Origin of the sequence: Hyphomicrobium sulfonivorans (assembly GCF_013306565.1) — a bacterium.
Classification (GTDB): Bacteria; Pseudomonadota; Alphaproteobacteria; order Rhizobiales; family Hyphomicrobiaceae; genus Hyphomicrobium_A; species Hyphomicrobium_A sulfonivorans.
This window is the reverse complement of record NZ_PZPO01000005.1, coordinates 226,711-244,898: the sequence shown is the minus strand read 5'-3', so window position 1 is coordinate 244,898 and position 18,188 is coordinate 226,711. Positions and strand designations below refer to the sequence as shown.

Genomic DNA, 18,188 nt, shown 5'->3' with positions numbered 1-18,188 from the left:
TATCCTGATCTGCGGTTGAGATTAACGGTCCGCCTTGCCGCATGCGGCGCGCGCCGGACGCTCCTCGTCGTGCGGGACTAGACCGGTCCGCCGGCAGACACAACTAGAGTATCGCGGCGGCGGAGCCAAGCCTATGGCCGCATGGCGCTATTTTGCCCACTCAATACAGCGATTTCCGCATATGCCTGACTTCAGGCGGTGCCGAAAATGCGATTCTGCTCGGCGCGGACCTTATCGCGATCAACGCGCTCGCCGCTTGTCAGCGCAACCGCCTCGTCCTGCACCACGGATGCCGGTGTGCCCGCGAGACAGATGACGCGGCTGGCCAGCATCACCGCCTCCTGACGGTCGTGCGTGACGAAAAGAACCGTGGTCGGGCGGCGAGACCAAAGCTCCATCAGCAGCTGGCGCAGCCCCTGCGCGGTCGGGTCATCGAGCGAAACGAACGGCTCATCCATCAGCAGGATGTCCGGCTCAAGAATGAACGCGCGCGCCAAAGCAGCCCGGCGCTGCATGCCCAGCGAGATCATCTCGGGATAGGCATGCACCGCATCCGCCAGCCCGACACGGCCCAGAAGTTCATCGATGTTGGCGTGACGCGGATCGTTCGGCGGCAGTACGAGCGCGATGTTCTCGCGCACCGTACGCCACGGCAGCAGGCGCGGCGACTGGAACACAAATGCGACGTTGAGGTTCGGATCGGAGAAACGGATGTCGCCATCAAACGCGCTGTCGAGCCCCGCGATGATGTTCAGCAGCGTTGACTTGCCGCCGCCGGACGGCCCGGTGATGGCGACGAATGATCCGGCTTCCACATCGAATAGGATTGCGTCCAGCACATGATTTGCCGCCCGCCCTGCAACGGCCGGAAACACCTTGCGCGCAACATTGACCTGAAGCGTGGGCACGTTCAGCACGCTGCTCATCGCCGCCACCTGTTGGTGCGTGCAATCATGGGCTGCAGCAACGCCAGCTCAATGAGCTGCACCACGGCAATGAACGCCAGCGAATAGGCGAGGATCATCGGCACATCGAAAAGCTGGAATGCGATGTTGAGCTGATAGCCGACGCCATCGGAGCGGCCAAACGCCTCCACCACCAGCACGATCTTCCAGACCAGCGACAATCCGGTGCGCGACGCCGCAATAAAGAACGGCGCCAGTTGCGGCACCGTGACGTGACGCAGCGTCTTCCACCAGCCGAAGCGATAGATCTGCGCCATCTCGATGAGATCTTTGGAGAGGCTGCGCGCTCCTTCGCGCATCGTCACCGCAACATTCGGGATCTTGTTGATCGCCACCGCGAGTACCGCGGCCACCTCGGTCAAGCCGAACCAGATGTAGCAAAGGATGATGATGACCAGCGCGGGCAGGTTGAGAAAGAAGCTGACCCAAGGATCGAAGAAGCGGTCGGCCAGCGGATGGCGGCCAAGCAGCAGACCGATAGCGGAGCCGACAAAGATCGCGATGGTGAAACTGAAGAACACGCGGATCAGCGTGGCGACGATGTTGCGCCACAGATCGCCGTTCTGCCATTCGCGCGCCATCACCTCAACGACCGTGAGCGGATCGGGCAGATAGCGGCTCTGCACGATGGCAGCGGCAATCGCCCATAGCGCCAGCAGCGTCGAGAGCGAAATCAGCGTCCAGCCGATGCGGCCGATCCTGATGGCGCCGAACGGCGCGCCCGCTTCATGTTGCATAGAACAGCTTCGGATCGAACGGCGTATCGGGGCCAAGCAGCTTAGCACTATCGACATCGGCCAGAACTTCGACGAGACGCTGCGCAGCTTTAGTTTGCGCGTCGCCCCACGGCTGCGGAATGCCGGCGCGGTAGTAAGCCTTGATGGCCGCGAACTCGGCATCGGTCTCAGGCCGTACCAGATGGCGGATGCTGTCCCACGCGTCATCCGACGTCGCCAGAACACCCTGCGCCTGACGCACCACGGACAGAAACGCAGCTATCGCAGGCGCTTTAGCCGCTTCCGTTTGTTCGCGCCAGATGAAGCCAACGAGCGACGGCATCGGCGCGATACCCAATGCGTCCAGCACTGCATCCATGCCGATCACCGGTCGGGCGCCCTCACCCTCCATGCGCGCGGCATAGGTCCAGAAATTCAGCACGCCATCGAGCCGGCCATTCAGCACCTCAGCCGTCAGCAACGGCGAAGCGCCGAACGACGGCCGCGCTTCCTTGGCGATATCAAAGTTCAGCACGTTCCGGGCGTAAGCGCGCAGCAACAGCCAGCTCTTGTCGATCGGACCGCCAGAAACGCCAATGGTGCGACCTTTGAAATCCTGCAACGTCTTGATGGGCGATGAACCCGGCACCATCACCGCGCCCAGCGCCGACGAATACGGCGCATAGCGCAGCGGAATACCGATGGCGCGTTCGCGCAGCGCCCACAGCCAGTCACTGATGATCATGTCGCTGTCGCCCGACAGCACCGAAACCGACGCCGCCTGACTGTTGGCAACGTGGATGACATCGAGCTTCAACCCGGCCTTGGTTGCAAGATCATGCGATTTGATGATCTCCAGCACCCAGCCCAGCGAACCGAATTTCAGCGTTGCAACGCGCAACGTGCCGACATCAGCGGCAAACGCGAGCGGGATATCAAACGCTGCTGCTGCAGTAGCCGCGCCACCGGCCGCCAGCAGTTGACGGCGATCGATCATGCGGCACCCTTTCCCGCGCGACCGCAGAACTGACCCATCGGATCACGGTGCAGCGCACCGCGTTGCAGCTTGTCACCGCTATGGCGTTTCGCGAGGCTCGCTTCAGCAATCAAGGCGCTTCCCCTGGCAGGCCGCAGAACTGAAATTTCGGCCTGTTTTTGTTGATTTTTCCTTTTAGGTGGGCCGAAGCTCTCACCGATTGCAAGAACATTCTAACCTTGCCCGCAAACGGGATGATGTTTCGCTATCGCAGAGCGCACCTGCACCTCGTCGGATCTTGACAAAGCAGCGCTCTATTCCGTCTAAGTGCAACATTATAACATAGGCCACGCTCAGAGGTCCGGCGTTCAAGGTCACATTGTTGCGAGGCGAAGTTCATTCGCCGTTGCATCTCGAATGCGGCATTGAGCAACTGCCGTTGCATCGCAATTCCAGGATTGGCGTCAGCAGGAACATGGCAGTCGAGCATCGGACACCGGAGGCTGAAACGCCCGCGCTGCTGGTCAGGGATGTCAGTCACGCGTTTGGCGAAAATCGCGCACTGAGCGATGTATCGCTAGAAATTCCGCGCGGCCGTTTCGTCGTGTTGCTGGGGCTCAACGGCGCTGGAAAGTCGACGCTGTTTTCGCTCATCACGCGCCTATACGACAACGTCACCGGCGAGATCCGTATCTTCGGCGCCGACATACGCCGCCGTGCCACCGCCGCGTTGCAGCGGCTTGGCGTTGTGTTCCAGAGCCGCACGCTCGATCTCGATCTGACGCTACACCAGAACCTGCTTTATCACTGCGCCTTGCATGGCATCAGCGGTGCCGATGCGCGTGCGCGCACGGCACAGGCACTGGCGACGGTTGGATTGACGGACCGCGCCGAAGAAAAAGTGCGCAACCTTTCCGGCGGCCAGTCACGGCGACTGGAAATTGCCCGCTCCCTGCTGCACCGGCCATCGCTGTTGCTGCTCGATGAGCCGACCGTCGGTCTCGACATCGGATCGCGCGAAAGCGTGGTGAAGATTGTGCGCTCGCTGGTCGAAAAGGAAGGCCTCGCCGTGCTGTGGGCAACGCACCTTTTCGACGAGGTACTGCCCACCGACCTCGTCGTGCTGCTGCACAAGAGCCGCGTACTTTTCACCGGCTCGGTTCCCGAATTGCTGGCACACACCGAGACACAAACCGTCAGCGACGCATTTCGCAAAATGACCGGTACCGCAGCCGGCACTGGGGAATTCGCGGCATGACGACTGTGAGCGCGACGGATCAACAGCGGTCCCCCACCGGCGATCGTAACACCTACGATGCTCCGCCGCCGCTTGGCGTGCGCGCGTATTTCACCTGCCTTTACGGCATCGTGTGGCGCGAGGTGCTGCGCTACATGCATCAGCGCGAGCGTTTTTTGTCCGCGCTGGTGCGGCCGCTAATCTGGCTGTTCATTTTCGCCGCCGGATTTCGTCAGGCTCTCGGCGTGCAGAACACCCCGCCGTATGACGGCGCAGTGCTCTATGAGGTGTATGTCTTGCCGGGTCTTATCGGCATGATCCTGCTGTTCAACGCCATGCAGTCATCGCTGTCGATGGTGTACGACCGCGAGACCGGCGCGATGCGTACGCTGCTGGTTAGCCCGTTTCCGCGCTGGTTTCTGCTGGTATCCAAACTGGTCGGTGGTGTCGCCGTCGCGGCCATTCAGGCCTATGTTTTCCTGATCATCTTCTATTTCTGGGAAGCAGATCTCGGCAGCACCGGATACGCGCTGTTGCTCGGCCCGCTCGCTGCACTCGCGGTGCTGGTAATCGTCAACGCATTCGGCAAAATGTTTTCCCAGCGCACCATGGCGGGCGCGCTGGTTGCAGCGCTGCTCGCAACCGCTGCGATGATGCTGGCAGTCGTCTTTGCGTGGGGTCTGCCGGCGCCATCGATGAATTACCTTGCCGTGCTGCCCGCGGTTCTGATTGCGGGTTTCATGCTGGGTTCGCTGGCACTGTTGCTTTCATCAGTGGTGCGCCAGCTCGAGAACTTCGCCGGGGTAATGAACTTCGTTATATTCCCGATGTTTTTTGCTTCGTCCGCGCTCTACCCGCTGTCGCGCATCGAGCAGTCGAGCCCGGTCTTGTATCACATCTGCCTGCTCAATCCGTTCACCCACGCCGTGGAGCTGATCCGGTTTGCGCTGTATGCAAGGATCGACTGGATCTCGCTGGCAATCGTGCTGCTGTGTACGGCGATCTTTCTGGGTGGCGCGATCTACGCGTACAATCCATCGAAGGGGCTGATCGCCCGACGCGGCGGCCCCGGCTAAACGCGTGCTTCGCATTCATCGCGGCGATTTTTGCTCAAATTCGCGCGAATAAATCAGGCGGAACCTTTCATCGCGCCATCGGTTCGATGTGCAAACCAACTGGAGGTTTGCCATGGCTTTATATGATCGCCCGGATCGACGCGACACCCACTCGCAGCTGGATTCCAGCGTAAGGACGCTGGCCATGATCGTTGCTGCAGCGGTTCTGTTGGCGTTGCTGACGATGTATTTTGCATCCCAGCGCGACACCACAACAGTGACGGTTGAGCCCGGCGCCAGCGTCACCACTCCGGCGCCAAACAACACCATCACCGTGCCGACAACGCCATCGCCGGCTCCTGCGCCGCGAACGCCGTAAACCGCGACACAGCACAATCGCTCGCAGTATGATAGCTTCGGACCTAATCAGTCCGAAGCGTGTTGTGGCTGCTCGCGTCGCGCTTCCGCTTACGGCAGCTTCTTCACCGCGATCAGCGGATAGCCCAGCTCCTGCCAGCCATCGGTGCCGCTGGGGAACCACATCACGTTGGAGTAGCCATACGTCATCGCGCGCTTGGCCGCGTTCCATGACATCCAGCATTCCTTGAGGCAGAAAAACACCAACGGCGCATTTTTGTCGCCTTTGGTCAGCGCCTCCAGACGCTGCTGGAAATACTGGTCCACTTCATCCGGCAGCCCGCCGTAGCCGACGTTTGGCATCCACGAGGCGCCTTCGATGCTGCGATGGGCCGGATCGCGCCACAACGTGCCTGCGGGCAGATTGGGTGGCTTTTGCGCCTGCGGATAAACGTCGATGAAGACGGCGCCATCGCTATTCCAGAGGTCGGCGGCCTCTTCGTTGGTCAAAACGCGCGCGCCGCGCAGCGTCGCTGGAACCGGCGAGCGGAAATCATCCATGCGGTAGCTGTCAGGCTCCGGCGGCACATTGGCGGCCGATTGCGGCGTTGGCGCGATATCGGGATGCGGCGCAGCGCCCGATATCGGGCGCTGTGGCTGTGGCCGCACTTCGGTCGGCGTATCGGCCGCCACCTGCCCGCAGAATGCAACAGCATTGAAGCCGGCAACAAGCAGCGCAACAGTCATCATCCGGGCCGTCGCGCGCCGGGGAGCGCAACGAAATTCCGGTGCCGGCTGAACCAAATGTTTTCCGACCTTCATGCGTCTTCGCCCCTCCGCTCGCATCCCACCGCAAAGGGATGCTGCCATTCTAGCGGATTGGCAGCGACAGCACAGCCCGCCTAAACGCCAAGATGCGGATCAGGCGGCGGCCATGGGAAAACACGACCGGCGCATCAGCCGAGGCACTGCTCATCGGCCTTTTGCACTTCGTCAGGTTTATCGTCGCGGTTTTCGCCACCAAGCTGGGTTGCGGGCAGCGCGTTGTCGAACGAGCGCGCCTTTAGGTAGGCGTACAGATCGTTGAGGAAGCACATCACATTGCGGTCATGGCTGAAGCCGGGCATCGTAATTCTGGTGCCGCTTTCGTCCGAGACACGCCCATTCGCGACGATGTTCGCATACTCGTTGTAGTCGAGCTTCCTCAGCGCGTTGGCCAGCCCCGGCGCATCTACGGTGCCGAGCGCATTCGGCCCATGACAGAGCGCACACTCCGCATGATAGCGGCGATAGCCGTTATAGGTTGCCCAGTCGGTGATGATCTTGCCGTCGCGCCGGCAGACACGAAACGTCGGCGTGCCATCGGGCAACGTCCATCGACCGTCCTTGAACTCCGCGCCTTCCTGGCTGACGCAGCCATCGGGCAAAGTCACCTCGGGCTGCATACCCGGGCGCGTATCGGCGGCCAGCGCGGCGGCAGCGGCGATGACCGCCGCAAACAGCAGGCTCATAGCACCCACAACAGGTAAGCTGTCTCGTCCCAATCGCTGCGTCCCTGTTCTGGATGAGGTTGCAGAACGACACTGCCACACACGCGCAACGGCAGAGTAAATGCTCACAATCGATTTTTCCGAAATAATCGATGGCTCGCCTGGTGCTAGCGGCGCCTACGGCAGCGCCCACACCGTGAGCGATCCGCCCTGCGCCGTATAGTTGCGCAGACCAGACAAAGCTGCCGCCATTGGCGATTGTTCCGTGCGCTTAGCATCATTCCCGCCGCTGCCGATACCTAACCCCGGCAGCCCGCCAATGCCCGACAGCACGCCGATGTACTGCTTGCCCTTATGCGCATAGGTGAACACATTCCCGACGATGCCGGATGGCGTGCGATTACGGAACAACTCGCGCCCGTCCTTCTGATCGACGCATTTGAAGTCGCCCTCCAGCGTGCCGTAGCAGGCGATGCCGCCCGCCGTGGTCAGCACGCCGGACCAGATGGGGAATTGCTCCTTGTTGGACCACACCGCCTTGCCCTCAACGGCATCCCAGGCAATCAGGTTACCCATGTGCGTGTCGTTTTTGGGCGGCGACATGCTGACGGGCGGGCCAGGAATTGCGACCGGACCAGTGGAAATCGGACGCGAAGCTTCAGAGGCGGCCGGCTGCGGAGTTTGCCCCACGCCCGCCGCACCGCTTTTTCTAGCTGCTTCGCCGGCGGCTGCAGCGGCCGCCGCAGCAGGCACGGCAAAATTCATGCACACATGACTTGCAGGCACATAGAACAGTTTCGTCATCGGCGAATAGGCGGCGGGCTGCTGGTTCTTGCTGCCCAGCGATGCCGGACAAACCTGTGCGGTCTGCGCTGCCGCATCTGTCTTCAGCTCGGATAACGATGCAATTGCCTTCGGTCTTCCAAACGTCGGACTGGCTGCGTCGAGGTCAATCTCACTGGCCCAGTTGACCGCCACATCGAACCTTTCCGCGACCAGCGGCATCCCGGTTGCGCGGTCGATGGTGTAGGCAAATCCGTTGCGGTCAAAGTGCACCAGAACATCGCGCTTCTCGCCGCCGATCTGCGCCTCGTCGATCAGGATCATTTCATTGACGCCATCAAAGCCCCACACGTCAGACGGCGTCAGCTGATAGGCCCAGACAGCATCCCCGGTCTGCGGACGGCGGGCGATGATCGTGGATGTCCACTTCGCATCCGACGGGGTTTCACGCGCTCCGGCGCCGAGAGCTGGACTGCCGGTTCCGTAATAGAAAAGGTTCAGCTTCGGGTCCCAGCTGAACCAGCCCCACGGCGCCCCCCCACCTAGACCACTAGCGTTGCCGGCTTCGCCACCGCCCGCTCCACCGGGATTGCCGGAGTTCGCTCCCACCGGCTTGCCCAGCACCGTGGTCTTTTCCGGATTGAAAAGCGTTTGCGCATCAGGCCCCGACGAATAGGCGCGCCACAGCCGCTGACCGGAATTGATGTCGTACCCAGTGATGAAACCGCGCGCGCCTTGATCGCCTCCCGATACACCGGCGATCACCACCTTGCCCGCGACAAGCACCGCACCGGTGCCGGTTTCACCTCGGGCCGGATCACCATTCGGCGCCTTCCAGATCACCTGCCCCGTCTTCGGGTTCAGCGCGACGAGCGTCGTGTCGGCCTGATAGAGAAACAGCTTGCCGTCCGCATACTGCAACCCGCGATTGACACCCTCGCAGCACATTCCCTGCACGAGATTGGCATCCTGTGTCGGCTGATATTTCCAGACGATGCGGTTTTCGTCATCAAGGTTCAGCGCATAAACGACGTTCGGGAACGGCGTGTGAAGGTACATCATGCTGCCGATCACAAGCGGCGAGCCTTCGTGGCCGCCCAGCACGCCGGTCGAGAACGACCACGCCATGCGCAGATCGCGCGCGTTTTTCGAGTTGATCTGATCCAGCGTGGAATAGCGCGTCGCAGCATAGTTCTTCTGCTGCATACACCAGTTGTTCTCATCCTCGACGCATTTGCGGGCGCGCTCATCGGCCGTCGCCGGATATGGTCCCGCCGATAACAATATCGACAGAAGCACACCTACCAAGCTCAATCGGCCTACGGCCAGGGACAATATTGCGCCTGATAGCAGCGGAAAGCGAATCGCGCCTGAAAGCTGAAAGCCGGTCATCGTTTCGCTCCATCTCATCCCGATGCGCCCTCATGCCGATACACGGGTGGCCGGAAAAATGCGTCGTCGCGCACGCAGAATAGCAACGAATTCGCATTCCCGCCCGCACACTGACAGTAAGTTGATGCCTATGATTATCCGTACGGGCGGCGCGGCGTTGCGTGCGCTCAGAAACTGAAATGCTGCAGCAAAGTTGCAACGACAGGCTGTTTCGCGTCGCCATTCCCACGCACTGACGATATTTTTGCAGCGCACAATCAGCGTCGACAATGCCGCTATCGACCCCGATATTCAGTCTGGAAACCCATACCAAACGCTGCGACGCCGGAAGCATCTGAAAAGTGGCTCGAAAACTGGCGAATCAGCCGCCGGTTTCAGGACGCATCAGGCCTTCGGTTGGAGCCGCGCCTTCCTACCCAATCGGGTTGGAAAACCCGGCCGCACAGCGTGTGCGATCGCGAACGGCTTATGTCAGATTTTTTGCGTTCCGGTCCGTTCTGAAAAGAAGGCTTTGCGTTGCGAATTTCAGCGTGTATCTGCGAACGTAATGAGTCAGTCGTAGCATCAAAAAACATAAGCGCTGGCATTTACCCGCAATTGTCGCCGATCCGTCAAACCGCCGCATTAGTACAAGTGTTGTTTTGGCGGGACGTCCGTGCTTATTTGCGGCCCCCGAAGGAGACTGCACCGAATGACAGCACAGGCTGAGGGTGACCGCTCAGGCGAACCCACAGGTACCCACATCTACAACAACGTCACCTGTCCCTTCTGCGGCCTCCTTTGTGATGACCTGCAGATCACGCGCACCGGTTCGTCGTTGAAGGTCAACAATGGCTGCCCGCGCGCAACGGCCGGGTTCCAGCGTCCGCTTCCCGCAGCCAAGCCGCTCATCCGCGGTTCGGAAGCGAGCCTGGAAGAGGCCGTGAAGGCCGCAGCCGAAATCGTACGCGGTGCCAAGCTGCCACTGTACGGCGGCATGGCCGGTGACGTTGGCAACGCCCGCGCAATGCTCTCCATCGCCGACCGCACCGGTGGCGTTGTCGATCACGTGCTCAGCGAAGGGCAGTATCGCAACTTCCGCGTCGTGCAGACGAGCGGCTGGATCATGACGACGCTGACTGAAGCGCGCAATCGCGCCGATCTCTTTGTCATCGTCGGCAGCGACATCCACAAGCTGCACGGTCGCTTCTTCGATCGCATCGTCACACCCGACGAAACGATGTTTGAAAGCCTCGGCGGCAAGCGCACGGTGATCTTCATCGGCGAAGGTCTCGACACCTCCGCCGCTACCGGCCCGCGCGTCAAGGAAGTCATCACGCTTCCGGCCGCCAAGGATCGTATCCCAGAGGTGCTGGCTGCAATCTCCGCCATCGTGCGTGGACATCCGATCTCGTCCGGCGGTGAAGAGGTCAAGCGCAATAGCCTGCTGGCGTCGTTCCTCGGCTCGTCCGGAAATGCGGATGAAATCGCTGGCATCAAGCGCGCCGACATCGAAAAGGTGGCTGAAAAGTTCAAGGCCGCCAACTACGGCGTGCTTGTCTGGTCGCCGCCTGCACTCAACATGCCGGAAGCCGATCTCACCGTGCACATGATGACGGAGATCGTGCGTGAGCTGAACCTCACCACGCGCTTCGCGGGTCTGTCGCTTGGCGGCAACGAAGGTGCGCCGAGCGCAGCTTCGACCTGCACATGGCAGACCGGCTATCCGCTGCGCGTCAGCTTTGCCAGCGGCGCGCCGGAGTATGACGCCAACCGTTACAACATCGCGCGCATGCTCACCGACGGTGAAGGCGACATGCTGATGTGGGTTGCTTCTATCGGCACCGACATTGGCCTGCCGCAGACTGCAGTGCCGACCGTTGTGCTTGGAACCCCCGGTCTTCGCCTCGCCCAGCCGCCGACGGTTTACATCCCCGTCGGCACGCCGGGTATCGATCACTCCGGCCAGATGGTCCGTTGCGACAACGTCGTCTCGTTGCCAATGCAAAACCTTGGGCGCTCGCAGTTGCCGAGTTCCGCCGATGTGTTGGCCGCCATTGAAGCCGCCCTTTAAAGACGTGAGCCCCGCGCTATGATGATCAAGCTGACCGGCGGCAAGGTCTACGACCCCGCAAACAACGTAAACGGTGAGGTGCGCGACATCTACGTCCGTGATGGGCGTATCGTTGCCGCCGATCCCGACGCCCGTGTCGACCAGGAATACGATGTCCGTGGCAAGGTGGTGATGGCTGGTGCCATCGATCCGCACACGCACATCGGCGGCGGCAAAGTAACGATCGCCCGCACGCTGCTGCCCGAAGATCACTTCAAGGACGAAGTCGCCCACACGGAAATCACCCGTGCTGGCACCGGCTACGCCACGCCTTCGACGATGATCACCGGTTACCGTTACGCCGAGATGGGTTATACGGCAGCGTTTGAACCGGCCATGTTGCCGGCCAACGCCCGCCAGGCCCACATGGAAATGGGCGACACGCCGCTGCTCGACAAGGGCGCGTTCGTGATGCTCGGCAGCGACGACTTCCTGCTGCGCTCAATGGCCGAGAAGCAGGACTTCGAGTTCATCAAGGACTATATCGCCTGGACGATGCACGCCTCGCAGGCCATCGCCATGAAGGTGGTGAACCCGGGCGGCATCAGCGCGTTCAAGTTCAACCAGCGCAAGCTCGACCTCGATGAGCAGCATGTTCACTACGGCGTCACGCCGCGTGACATCATTCTCACGCTGGCGCGCGGCCTGCTGGAACTAGGCGTCACCCATCCGCTGCACGTGCACGGCTGCAACCTCGGCATTCCCGGCAACGTCGAGACGACGCTTGCCACGATCAAGGCCACCGAGGGCCTGCCGCTTCACCTCACGCACATACAGTTCCACAGCTATGCCACCGAGGGCGACCGCAAGTTCTCGTCGGGTGCTGTGCAGATCGCGGAACTGCTGAAGAAGTATCCCAACATCTCGATCGACGTCGGTCAGGTCATGTTCGGCGCCACTTGTACGGCTTCGGGCGACTCGATGCGCCAGTATAACGGCGCCAAGAATGCCGACCCGAAGCGTTGGGTGGTGATGGACATCGAGTGCGACGCCGGTTGCGGTGTTGTCCCGTTCCGTTATCGCGACAAGAGCTTCGTGCACGCCCTGCAGTGGGCCATCGGTCTCGAAACCTTCCTGCTGTGCGATGATCCGTGGCGCATCTTCCTGACCACCGACCATCCGAACGGCGCACCGTTCTACACCTATCCGCACCTCATCCGGTTGCTGATGGATCGCGATTTCCGTCGTGAGACGATGCTTCACGTCAATCCGGACGCACTGATGTATTCGACGCTGCCGCATCTGGAGCGCGAATATACGATGTACGAAGTTGCGATCATGACGCGCGCCGGCCCTGCCCGCAGCCTCGGCCTGAAGGATCTGGGTCACGTTGGTCCGGGCGCCCGGGCGGACATCACCGTCTACAACGAAGACTCCAACCGCGAGCGCATGTTCGAGAAGCCCGCGATGGTGTTCAAGAACGGTGATCTCGTCGTCCGCGACGGCAAGGTCATCAAGGTCGTCAACGGCGCTACGCACGTTGCACGTCCCGAGTACAACCGCGATATCGAGAAGTCGCTCAAGAGCTACTTCGACCGCTATCATACGGTGCGTATGGAGAACTTCCGCCTGTCCGATGACGAGATCATCGACGGCGGTCGTGGTGAAATCATCGTACAGCCGACGAGGGCCAGGACGTCGTCATGAAGGTCAACGGCATAGAAATCGACGATACCTTTGCCGAGGCCTTCGGCATGGCCGGCACGGGTGTCATCATCACCGCCGACACGATGAAATGGGCCCGCATTGCTGCGGTCACCATGAGCGGGTTCGGCACATCAGTCATCGGCGCAGGCGCTGAGGTCGGCATCGACCGCGAACTTTCGCCGGACGAAACCCCGGACGGACGTCCCGGCGTGCGCGTGCTTCTGTTCGGCTTCTCGCCGGAATCGGCCGCCGCACAGCTCAAGACTCGCGTTGGCCAGTGCGTGCTGACCAGCCCCGGTTCGGCCTGCTACGCGGGCGTCGATACAAAGAAGCGTATCGGCCTGGGTCAGGGACCGCGCTTCTTCGGCGACGGCTTCCAGACCTCCAAGCGCCTTGGCAAAAGCCGCTACTGGCGCGTGCCAGTGATGGACGGTGAATTTGTCATCGAGGAAACCACCGGCATCGTCACCGACGCTGTTGGCGGCGGCAACATCCTGATCCTCGGCAACGATCGCGTCGGCCTGCTTGAAACGGCTGAAGCTGCGGTTGAAGCCATCGGCGGCGTGGCCGACGTCATCACACCGTTCCCCGGCGGCATCGTGCGCTCGGGCTCGAAGGTCGGTTCCAAGTATGCCGGCGCCATCGCATCCACCAACGATGCGTTCTGCCCTACCCTGCGTGGCCGCGTGAAGAGCGAGCTGGCCCCCGATACGATTGCCGTGCTGGAAATCGTCATCGACGGCCTCACGTCCGACTCCGTTGCGCAGGCCATGAAGGTCGGCATGAAGACCGTGCTCGACATGGGCGCACCGAAAGGCGTGACGCGCATAACCGCTGGCAACTACGGCGGCAAGCTGGGCCAATATCACTACAAGCTTCGGGAGCTGTTGCCATGAGCGGTCTTACTTTCCGCGCCAATTCGGCCCCGAGCGAGCGGCTGAACCTTTCGCACCTGACGCCGAAGCGGATCGCTGAATTATCGCAGTCCGAGCTGATGGCGCTGAACGTTGGCACCACCACCAAGACCTTGAAGCTTGGCGATGTGTTCACTGTTTCCGGCTCGGCCGGTGACAGCGTTCGCATTGAAGGCGCGACGAACCGCATGGATTTCGTCGGCAGCGATCTCAAGGAAGGCACCGTCATCGTTGAAGGCGATGTCGGTCTGTCCGCAGGCCGCAACCTGCGTGGCGGCCGTCTGGATATTCGCGGCGATGCAGGTGCCCTGCTCGGCTCCGGTATCAGCGGGGGCGAAATTCTGGTGAAGGGCTCGGCCGGTTCACTCGTCGGTGGCCTCAGCCCCGGCGACAAGTTCGGTATGACCGGCGGTCTCATCGCCATCGACGGCGATGCTGGTGATCGTGCTGGCGACCGTATGCGTCGCGGCACCATCTACGTGCGCGGCCGCTGCGGCAGCTTCGCCGGATCGCGCATGGTTGGTGGCACAATCTGGACGGAGCTCGGCTTCGGCACCGATCCGGGCATGCTACTGCGCCGTGGCACTTTGATCGGACCGTCGGTTGAGCGCATGCTGCCAACCTTCGCCGATGCCGGCGACCATGACATCGTCATCCTGCGCATTCTTTCGCGCTACATGGCGTCCGCGCTCGGTTCGGCTGCGCCCAAGGCATTGCCCGGCAAAGTGCGGAAGTTCGCTGGCGATCTGGCGACCATCGGTAAGGGCGAGTTGCTGATCACCTCGTAACGCCCCGTCACACAATTTAGAAAATGCAAACTCCGGTGTCTGGATCTCCAGCACCGGAGTTTTTGTTTTGGGCGTCTGCCTATCCCTCGCGTTGTGAGCCCGCAGCACGATCCCCAGTTGCAAACCGTTAGGGAAGATCGGGTTAGCAACTTAGGTGCGAGAGCCGATGCCACGCATTGAATGATTGTGCAGGCGGTTGATGCAGCGCAATGGCGGTGCCACCGAACTGACTATGAATGGACATCGGCCACATTAAGCCGCGCTCGCGTTGCAGTACCACCCAGCAATGCCTTCATCAGTGGAGCTCCCGATGTATTCCCACATTCTGATTGCCACGGACGGATCGGAACTGGCGCAGCGTGCCGTCGAACAGGGTCTGGCGCTGGCCAAGGCGCTGAACGCCAAGGTGACCGCGATTACCGTTACGGAGCCATGGACGGCCGCTGTCTCCGGCGAATGGGCCGTTTCATTCCCGATCGAGGAATACGAAAAGGGTGCCGCCGCAGGCGCGGAGAAAATTCTTGTCGCCGTGCAGGAAACCGCTGAGCGCATGGGCGTTCAATGCAATGGCGTTCACATCAAGGATCAATATCCCGCCGAAGGCATCGTCGAGGAAGCCAAGGCCCTCGGCTGCGATCTGATCGTCATGTCATCGCACGGCCGGCGCGGCATCGCCAAGTTCATGCTTGGCAGCCAGGCATCGCGCGTGCTGGCACAAACAGCCGTGCCGCTGCTGATCGTCCGTTAAGGCGATCAGACAACAGCGCCGCGCGTGTATTGCACGCGATTGGGCTGTTACAGTTCTTCATGGTGCGGAGGACGATGACCTTCGCACCATCCTCAACGCAGCGTCATACAAGCCACTGCGCGTCTGCCGGTGCGCAAATGGCGGCCGGGCTAATACACAGCGAGGCCGCAACGACGCTCACCGAACTCACGCCGAACCAAATTCGATTGCACATTCTGTCCGAAACCGCAGCAGTCGGATGAGCATGCTTGTTGCGCGCCATACGCACTTGGGCGTCGTCGCCTCGCTAGCACGACTTCAATGCCATCGAACAAGGTGTTCGACAACGTGAAGCACCGGCGACACGGCTCCTCTCAATCCATCTGCACAAACCAGCGCGTGCGCCTAAATACTAAGCGGCGGTCGGCGATCAACGGCAGCGGTGCAACGAACTTAAGGCTTCGCTTGCGATCCTAAATCCTTCAGCGGTCCAATATCTTGCCACGCGTCACTGATCGCCTTCTGATTGGTCCGATCGCCAAACAGGACGAGCGGCACAGTCCGCGTGACGACCTTCAGATCCGTCTTAAAAGACGCGTTCCGAATATAACTGATGTCGAGAGCGGCTTTATCCAACGGGGATATCTCGCGTCCGCCGGCCACCTGGGCCAAGCCTGTCAGGCCCGGTCGCACCAGTAATCTGGCCTCGTAGCCTGGACTTTGATCAATCGGGAGTAAGGGCCTCGGACCGACGAAAGACATGTCCCCGATCAGAATGTTGTAGAGCTGCGGGATCTCGTCCAGTCGCGTGCGGCGAAGGAAATGCCCGACGGCAGACACCCGCTCTTCGTCGCTGAGCTTGCGCCCCGATGGATCATAAGCGCGCCCCATGGTGCGGAACTTGCACAGCCAGAACGGGCGCCCGTTCTTCCCCGGACGTCGCTGCCAGAACAAAACCGGCATTCCCACATCCACCGCGGCTATCAGAGCAACAGTCAGCGCCAACGGCAGCGTGACGACAGAAAGTGCAAGAGCGCCCAGTACGTCAAACAGGCGCTTGACCGCGAAGTATGGGCGTCGGCTCAAGCCGTCGACGGCACGAATACTGTCATTGGTTGCTGCCGACATTGACGTTTCGCTCGGCTTCTCGAGCCATGGCGCTTCCAACGCCGTAAACCCCAGTTTCTCGGCAATAAACTCAACCTTGACATTGCCTTGCTCTGTGACGGTGCAAAGTGCGTTGCGCGCCAGCTCGGACAACTCCTCAAGCTTCATCAGTACGATGATGCGCTTGACGGCAATGCCTTGAACCGCAAGCGATTTCATAACTTCATTGACGTCTTCAGGACGGCCCAGAACCGGCAGCGAATGGATTTGGCGTCTCTCTTGTCGTGCGCCGTATCCAAGAATGCCCACGACATCATCGCGGCCACCACCCATCTGGACCAGCGCGCGCAGATACAGGTCTGTCAGCGGCCCCGTGCCAACAAGAAGATCCGACGCATGATCAAAACGCGGAACGGATGAGGCCTGAAGCGCAGACCTACGACGCACATGGTGCAAGCGACGCATCACGCGCAAGCTGACAAGCACAGCGGCCATCAAGAGGAATTGGACGATAGGAAGCGATTGCGGCACCGCGTCCCAGAGCTGCATCCAGAACGTTATCCCCGTCGCCAGAATGACGACTATAAAGGCCATACCGACAATGCGTAGATAGTCACCCAAACCACTGAATCGCCAGATATACCGATAGCTGCCGATCCACACGAAGACTGGAAGTGACACAGCCAGCGTAACCGTCAGATAGCTTGCGACTGCGCTGGTTGCGTAAATAGCGAAATCCATATTGCTGCAAACTATGAAGGCAAGGATTGTGGCAATTACCACTGCAGCAAGGTCAATAAGTAAAACAAGCGGGCGATAAATAAGCCCTCGCGAGATCAATCTCGACACAACAAATACCCCCGTATAGCCAAAAGCGGCGTTTTTTACAGGATGCAACCACTGATATACATCGAGTAGCGAATGCGTTCGAGACGCGCCGCAGCAACTATCAACAACAAACGACATGCGGTACGCAGCAGGCGGCCGCTCCATCACACCTATGGGTTGAACGCCGCTGTTGCTCCGGACCGACGCGACCAGCCCGCACCGAGACGCTATGCTCCTGAGGGTCGTGCCAGGCACAGGGCGCGACGCGCGGTCGTTGGCAAGCCGGAGCGTGCATAGGACGGGCGAGCCAGCCACCGCTCGCCCCGGCCGAAGCATCTAGCCTTGAGCTGCTCCGTTATGGGCTGGCGGGCTTGTCTGAACCGCCACCCTGACTGAGGGCAATGGCTGCGGCTACGGCGCCGCCTGCGATCAACCCGCCCACAACGAGCGTAGTGGTGCCGATGCCGCCCTCTGCCGCCGGAGCGCCATCGGTACCAACACCCGGAAAATCCTCAGCGTTTCCAACGTCCGGCGCGCCCTGATTCATGCGGACGGCGAAATCTAGCGTTTCGCTCTCGGCCCCACACGGCTGCTTGGCCAGCACATCCCAAACCCCCGATCCGAGCCGCACCCGGCAGGTTGTCGAATAGACGAGCAGCGCCTTTGCTTCGGAAGCGACGAGAATTTTTGAACCGGGCAGCAGCACCGTAGGCGCACCAACGGGACGATATCCATTGCCGAAGTTGACATGAACCGCACCCGCCTCCGGGTACAGGCTGGCGGCCGAAGCTGCCGTTACACCAGCACTCAAAACGGCCAGGATGACCGTCCCCAACCTGCGCATCTCACACCCCATCATGCCAATGTTGCACGTTAACACATACAGCCTATGGTTGACTCACAACACAATGTCAACGTGCATCAAGAGCACGTTAACAACCCATCCGCGTGCTACGCCGATGGGGGCTGGAGATCCGCTCGCCCGAATGCTGGTACCCCCCTAAGGTTGCATAATCTTTTTTGCATTAAACTCCTAAAGCTATATCGGTTGTTGTTTATTGGGCAACTCAATTGCTGTGTTTATGTTTTTCAGTATTTATTTTAAAAGGCCCAT

Annotated in this window: 16 protein-coding genes; 8 read left to right on the top strand and 8 right to left on the bottom strand. The window is 60.7% G+C overall.

What is annotated here, in order from left to right; all coding sequences use genetic code 11:
* Positions 1-191 precede the first annotated feature (191 nt).
* The 3 genes from C6Y62_RS12595 to C6Y62_RS12585 are packed head-to-tail and all read right to left on the bottom strand — an operon-like array spanning position 192 to position 2,678.
* On the bottom strand, positions 192-926 hold the full coding sequence (locus C6Y62_RS12595) for an ABC transporter ATP-binding protein (RefSeq protein ID WP_173954199.1): 735 nt from the start codon (positions 924-926) through the stop codon (positions 192-194).
* Entirely contained in the window at positions 923-1,702 is a 780-nt protein-coding gene (locus C6Y62_RS12590; RefSeq protein WP_173954198.1) for an ABC transporter permease, read from the bottom strand. The genes C6Y62_RS12595 and C6Y62_RS12590 overlap by 4 nt, the downstream gene beginning before the upstream one ends.
* A complete protein-coding gene (locus C6Y62_RS12585; protein ID WP_173954197.1) occupies positions 1,692-2,678 on the bottom strand; it encodes an ABC transporter substrate-binding protein in 987 nt (328 codons plus the stop codon). Before C6Y62_RS12585 ends, C6Y62_RS12590 begins: the two co-directional genes overlap by 11 nt.
* Before the next feature lie 454 nt (positions 2,679-3,132).
* Here C6Y62_RS12585 and C6Y62_RS12580 point away from each other — a divergent pair, with 454 nt between their 5' ends.
* The 3 genes from C6Y62_RS12580 (at position 3,133) to C6Y62_RS12570 (ending at position 5,328) form a co-directional block, all read left to right on the top strand.
* Complete coding sequence (locus tag C6Y62_RS12580) at positions 3,133-3,915, top strand: ATP-binding cassette domain-containing protein (RefSeq protein WP_173954196.1); 783 nt, start codon at positions 3,133-3,135, stop codon at positions 3,913-3,915.
* Positions 3,912-4,970, top strand: a complete 1,059-nt coding sequence (locus C6Y62_RS12575; protein ID WP_173954195.1) for an ABC transporter permease — start codon at positions 3,912-3,914, stop codon at positions 4,968-4,970. The genes C6Y62_RS12580 and C6Y62_RS12575 overlap by 4 nt, the downstream gene beginning before the upstream one ends.
* 112 nt (positions 4,971-5,082) lie before the next feature.
* Positions 5,083-5,328: a hypothetical protein gene (locus C6Y62_RS12570; RefSeq protein WP_157066671.1), complete on the top strand. Its 246-nt coding sequence runs from the start codon at positions 5,083-5,085 to the stop codon at positions 5,326-5,328.
* An 89-nt stretch (positions 5,329-5,417) separates the two neighbouring features.
* On the opposite strand, the gene C6Y62_RS12565 is transcribed toward C6Y62_RS12570, so the two are convergent.
* The 3 genes from C6Y62_RS12565 to C6Y62_RS12555 all read right to left on the bottom strand — a co-directional run bounded on the left by C6Y62_RS12565 (position 5,418) and on the right by C6Y62_RS12555 (position 8,878).
* Positions 5,418-6,056: a PQQ-dependent catabolism-associated CXXCW motif protein gene (locus C6Y62_RS12565; RefSeq protein WP_246274666.1), complete on the bottom strand. Its 639-nt coding sequence runs from the start codon at positions 6,054-6,056 to the stop codon at positions 5,418-5,420.
* A gap of 206 nt (positions 6,057-6,262) precedes the next feature.
* Entirely contained in the window at positions 6,263-6,817 is a 555-nt protein-coding gene (locus tag C6Y62_RS12560) for a cytochrome c family protein (RefSeq protein ID WP_173954194.1), read from the bottom strand.
* Positions 6,818-6,973: 156 nt separating this feature from the next.
* Positions 6,974-8,878: a PQQ-dependent dehydrogenase, methanol/ethanol family gene (locus C6Y62_RS12555; RefSeq protein ID WP_338074370.1), complete on the bottom strand. Its 1,905-nt coding sequence runs from the start codon at positions 8,876-8,878 to the stop codon at positions 6,974-6,976.
* Between the two features lie 784 nt (positions 8,879-9,662).
* Between C6Y62_RS12555 and C6Y62_RS12550 the strand changes: the two genes are divergently transcribed.
* The 5 genes from C6Y62_RS12550 (at position 9,663) to C6Y62_RS12530 (ending at position 15,160) form a co-directional block, all read left to right on the top strand.
* Positions 9,663-11,024 (top strand): formylmethanofuran dehydrogenase, encoded by a 1,362-nt coding sequence (locus C6Y62_RS12550; protein ID WP_173954192.1) that lies wholly within the window; start codon positions 9,663-9,665, stop codon positions 11,022-11,024.
* Positions 11,025-11,042: 18 nt separating this feature from the next.
* Positions 11,043-12,710 carry a formylmethanofuran dehydrogenase subunit A gene (locus C6Y62_RS12545; RefSeq protein ID WP_173954191.1) on the top strand — a complete coding sequence of 556 codons (1,668 nt, stop codon included), beginning with the start codon at positions 11,043-11,045 and terminating at the stop codon, positions 12,708-12,710.
* Positions 12,707-13,606, top strand: coding sequence for a formylmethanofuran--tetrahydromethanopterin N-formyltransferase (gene fhcD, locus C6Y62_RS12540; protein ID WP_173954190.1), 900 nt, complete (start codon positions 12,707-12,709; stop codon positions 13,604-13,606). The genes C6Y62_RS12545 and fhcD overlap by 4 nt, the downstream gene beginning before the upstream one ends.
* The gene (locus C6Y62_RS12535; RefSeq protein WP_173954189.1) at positions 13,603-14,412 is read left to right on the top strand and encodes a formylmethanofuran dehydrogenase subunit C; all 810 of its coding nucleotides are present in this window, start codon (positions 13,603-13,605) and stop codon (positions 14,410-14,412) included. Before fhcD ends, C6Y62_RS12535 begins: the two co-directional genes overlap by 4 nt.
* Before the next feature lie 310 nt (positions 14,413-14,722).
* Positions 14,723-15,160 carry a universal stress protein gene (locus C6Y62_RS12530; RefSeq protein ID WP_173954188.1) on the top strand — a complete coding sequence of 146 codons (438 nt, stop codon included), beginning with the start codon at positions 14,723-14,725 and terminating at the stop codon, positions 15,158-15,160.
* A gap of 432 nt (positions 15,161-15,592) precedes the next feature.
* Here the strand turns inward: C6Y62_RS12530 and C6Y62_RS12525 are convergent, their stop codons facing one another.
* Together C6Y62_RS12525 and C6Y62_RS12520 are read right to left on the bottom strand one after the other, a co-directional pair.
* Positions 15,593-17,212: a sugar transferase gene (locus C6Y62_RS12525; protein WP_173954187.1), complete on the bottom strand. Its 1,620-nt coding sequence runs from the start codon at positions 17,210-17,212 to the stop codon at positions 15,593-15,595.
* A gap of 217 nt (positions 17,213-17,429) precedes the next feature.
* Positions 17,430-17,909 (bottom strand): hypothetical protein, encoded by a 480-nt coding sequence (locus tag C6Y62_RS12520; protein WP_173954186.1) that lies wholly within the window; start codon positions 17,907-17,909, stop codon positions 17,430-17,432.
* Positions 17,910-18,188: the final 279 nt, after the last annotated feature.